This window comes from Oleiphilus sp. HI0123, assembly GCF_001635315.1.
The window spans coordinates 1-4,499 of sequence record NZ_LWGE01001188.1 but is presented as its reverse complement, the minus strand read 5'-3'; the positions used below and the strand labels follow the sequence as shown (position 1 = coordinate 4,499).

The 4,499-nt window shown below is 43.1% G+C and carries 3 protein-coding genes; all 3 read left to right on the top strand.

The window, feature by feature from the left end; translation table 11 throughout:
* On the top strand, positions 1 to 1,734 hold a 1,734-nt coding region (locus A3761_RS13190), incomplete at its 5' end, for an extracellular solute-binding protein (RefSeq protein WP_231881222.1).
* Between the two features lie 84 nt (positions 1,735 to 1,818).
* Complete coding sequence (locus A3761_RS13185; RefSeq protein WP_068510282.1) at positions 1,819 to 2,403, top strand: hypothetical protein; 585 nt, start codon at positions 1,819 to 1,821, stop codon at positions 2,401 to 2,403.
* Between the two features lie 250 nt (positions 2,404 to 2,653).
* The gene (locus A3761_RS13180) at positions 2,654 to 4,480 is read left to right on the top strand and encodes a diguanylate cyclase (RefSeq protein ID WP_068553501.1); all 1,827 of its coding nucleotides are present in this window, start codon (positions 2,654 to 2,656) and stop codon (positions 4,478 to 4,480) included.
* Positions 4,481 to 4,499 lie beyond the last annotated feature (19 nt).

The following is a 4,499-nucleotide window of genomic DNA, read 5'->3' as shown; positions in this document are numbered from 1 at the left end:
GACTTTTCTCATTTTGACCATGTCAATCCTAACGCCGCCAAAGGTGGGAACCTGCGTCTAATGGGTTTCGGTTCTTTTGATTCTCTAAACCCTTACATTTTAAAAGGAACCAGCCCCTTCAATTCTCCGGGAATGTTTATGTATGGGTTTACAGAGCTAAATGAAACTTTATTAGCAGGAACCGGAAGCTACTCACCATCAGGCGATGAACCACAAAGTGCCTATGCCCTGTTGGCCGCTAAAATCCGTTACCCCCAGAATTATGCTTGGGTCGAGTTTGATATCCAGCCAGAAGCACACTTCCATGACGGGCACCCGGTCGACGCTGAAGATGTTGTGTTTTCATATACTACCCTTACAGAAATCGGGCACCCGCGTTTCAAACAAAGCCTTCGCGCCGTTACCAAAGTCAAAGCGATTGACGCCGATACAGTGCGCGTTGAGTTCGATCAGGCCGACCAAGCTGCAAATATCTTACGATTTGGCGAAATGCCGATATTACCCGCGCACTTCTGGGTGGATAAAGATTTCGAACGCAGCTCCCAAACCATTCCACTGTTAAGCGGGCCTTATAGAGTCGGTGACGTAAAGGTTGGCCAGTCAATCAAGTTAGAGCGTGTAAAAGACGCTTGGTTTACTAAGTTGCCTAAGGGTGAATTAAATATCTATAAAGGTAGATATAATTTCGATACCGTAGTGATAGATTTTTACCGCGATCAGTCAGTGGCATTTGAGGGCTTTAAGTCTGATAGCTTTGATCTGTTTTTCGACTATACCGCAAAAAACTGGGCTAAGGCCTACGACTTCCCTGCCTTGAATGAAGGTAAGGTCATTAAAGCGGAAATTAAACATGATATTCCCAGCACCACTCAGGCTTTTTTCTTTAACAACCGCCGTAAGATATTTTCCGATCCAAAAGTCAGAGAAGCACTGAGCTTAATGTTTGACTTTGAGTGGACGAACAAAGCCCTTTTTAATGGCGCTTATAAGCGAAACCAAAGCTACTACCCTAATTCAGCATTCAAAGCTACTGGCCTCCCTAGTGAAGAGGAGCTTGAACTACTATTGCCTCATAAGAAAAATTTGCCTGTTTCCCTATTTGAGTCTGCCTTTTCCCTACCCAAAACTAAAGGCAATGGAAATATTCGTACAGTACAACGCAGAGCACTCAATCTTTTAAAACAAGCTGGCTGGATTTTAAAGGATGGTGAATTAAGGCATGCAAACAGCGGAAAAGTATTTAGCTTCGAAATACTCATTCGTCAGGCTGGAATCCAGCGCGTTATTCTACCTTTTGTGAAGAACTTACAAAAAATCGGTATTACTGCAGAGCCACGGCTAATCGATACAGCTCAATACAAAGTACGGTTAGATCAATTTGATTACGATATGACGACTGTTTCTTTGTCTCAGGGTCAGGCCCCCAGTTACGAGCAACGAGACTACTTTCATTCCGATACGGTTAATATCGAGGGCAGCCAAAATTATGCGGGTATCAATGACCCTGTCGTTGACGACCTGCTTGGCCATGTATTGCGAGCCAGGACCCGCGCAGAACTGATAGTCGCAATGAATGCGCTAGACCGAGTACTCTTATGGAGACACTATAGCATTCCAAACTGGCACCTAAACTACCACCGTCTTGCCTATTGGGATCGATTTGCTCGTCCAAGCACTCAGCCGCCCTATAAGCTTGGTGTTGAGAACTGGTGGCGTAAAACAAGCAATGATTAGGGTTTCCCATTTCCTGTAACATTCCTGTCATAAAAACTTAATATCCTGTATTGGTCGTATCACACACAAAACGGGAATCAAGCAATGATCGCACAGAAACTACGTATACTTGGCTTATCAACGGTTATGGCTCTTGGTGTAGCTGCGTGCGCAAGCACGGATACAAAAGAAGCTACTTCAGCGTCTGAAACAATGCAAACGCAAACAAAGATGTCAGTAAAGGTACCGGCATTATATGAAGTACACCACGATGGCCGTATTTACTTTTTCTATGATAAAGCCTTATACCAATCTTTCCTTAAGACTGGGCATACTGCTTACATGGTTGCACGCATCGGTGCAGGCCCTAAAGGCGAAACCCTAAAGTTTGCTTTGACAGGCGAAGATAAGAAGAAGCGTTCAGGTATTCCAAGTATTGATCTGATTGAAGGCACTGTAGCGCCAGCCCAGCCATTCTATGGTGAAATGCGCATGGAAGGCCGAATCTACGTCTTCAGCACACTAGAAGATATGAATAGCGTTCGAAAAGTAGGCGAAGCACCTTATCGTTTCACAGAAATCGGTTCAGGACCAAAAGGCGAGACTGTTGTCTATGTGCTAAACAAGACAAACAAAAAGCACAAGCCGCTTGAATTGATTACAGAGTTCAAGAAGCAAAATAACATGTAGTTGATAGAACTGATTGCCTTATTTAAGCAATGAGGCAATCATTTATATGCAGTATTCATTTATTCCCTTATCGTGCTAGTAAGCAACGATCAACTGTAAAAATCGCTACTTATCTAACAGCCTGCCATCGTCACTTATAAGTCAGTGAGAGGAAGATTAAATAATCAATTCGTTCGACAAACGCATTATCCGCTATTAAAAAATAGCTATCCAGGTTGTTAAATATGGACACCCAGACTATATTTATCTTATGTCTAAGTGCCTGCCATCAAATTCAGTACTGTTACTTCTCACCACTCTCTTTTTATTGGGTTTATGTAGTGCATCTCACGCTACTTTTGAAGTTGGAACAACTTCCAGTTCACATACCCCTATTGGGCAAGGCATCCAGTACATAGAAGCACCTAACGCTGAGCAGACTATCGAATCAATATTGAGTAACGAACCCCGATGGCAAACCAGTACCCAGCAAATATTTAACCGGGGGTATAGTAATTCAGACTGGTGGCTTAAATTTGACGTAATAAATATTGGAAGCGACAGCCAGTTTTACCTAGAATTTGATTACCCTGTTCTCGATTATCTAGATGTCTATCTAGTTGCAAAAAATCAAATAATCGACAAACACTTTATGGGAGACAAACTTAGTTTTTCGGAGCGCCCACTTAAGCACCGCTTATTTATACTCCCCCTTGACCTGCCTTCGTCACAAAACATAAGGGTTTACGTTAGAGCCAAATCCTCAAGTTCACTGCAAGTCCCCATTAAGTTATGGCGCCCTGAAGCTCACCGACAAGCAGATAGCGCAACCAATCTCGTTCATGGCGTGTATATGGGAGGCATACTAGTAATCGCCATCTACAACCTCTTGGTATATCTGACCCTTCGAGACAAAGTGTACCTAATTTATGTCAGCTATATTTGTAGCATGTTAATGTTCTTGGCCAGTTTGAACGGTTGGTCTTTTCAATATTTGTGGCCGGAAAGCACTTCCTGGAACGATACGTCCACGCTCATATTCCTGAATGGCGTTCTACTTTTCGCAGTACTTTTTGCTAAGTACTTCCTAAAACTTAGCGAACTAAAAAACCAGCTGTCCCTACAGGCAAATGTTTTGTCGGCTATTTGTTTGGCAGCTATGCTCTGTTACCTATGGTTTCCCTACAATTATTCAATTGTTTTTCTTATACCCTATGCTGCCTTTAGCTGCTTATGGGCACTGTCAGTTGGCGTATATGCTTGGTACGTGGGTCAAAAGTCCGCTGGTTTGTATGTCATATCCTGGACAGGGCTGTTAGTCGGTGGAATTTTATTAGCACTCAGTAAGTTCCAAATCATTCCCAGAAACATTATCACTGACCAATCAGTTCAGCTCGGTTCTTTGCTAGAAGCAATGTTACTTTCTTTTGCTCTTGCTCAGCGAATCAATCATGAACGCTCTGGAAGGATTGAAGCTCAGGAGCACGCTTTAGCAGTTCAAAAACAAGCGAACGATGAATTAGAAGAAAATGTCGCAGCACGAACCAAGGAGCTGGAAATAGCGAATCAACGCCTAAAAGAGCTTAGCGACACTGACCAACTAACCGGCATTAAGAATCGCCGTTATCTTGATCAATATGTCGATCAGGAGATCATCCGAGCAAGACGATACCAGCACCCCGTTTCAATACTACTCATTGATATCGATCATTTTAAAGCTGTAAACGACAACTTTGGCCATTTGGTTGGTGATATTTGCATACAGGCCGTTGCTTCTGAGCTCTCAACACAATTGCGCTTTCCTACCGACCTAGCCGCTCGATATGGCGGAGAAGAGTTTTGCATCGTGTTACCTCAAACGGGGCTAGAGGGAGGAATCGTTGTCGCTGAGCGAATTCGAAAACGTATCGATCAGTATGTCATTGAAGCTGAGGGTTTTGATCAAGCTGTCACCGTAAGTATCGGTGTTTATTCTACGATACCTGAAAAAACAGATACAGCTAAGCATCTCTTGGAAAATGCAGATAATGCGCTTTATTCTGCAAAACGAAATGGCCGAAACCGTGTGGAAAGCTATCAAACGAAGCATCAGCAATAATAAAGATTAGTTATTACAG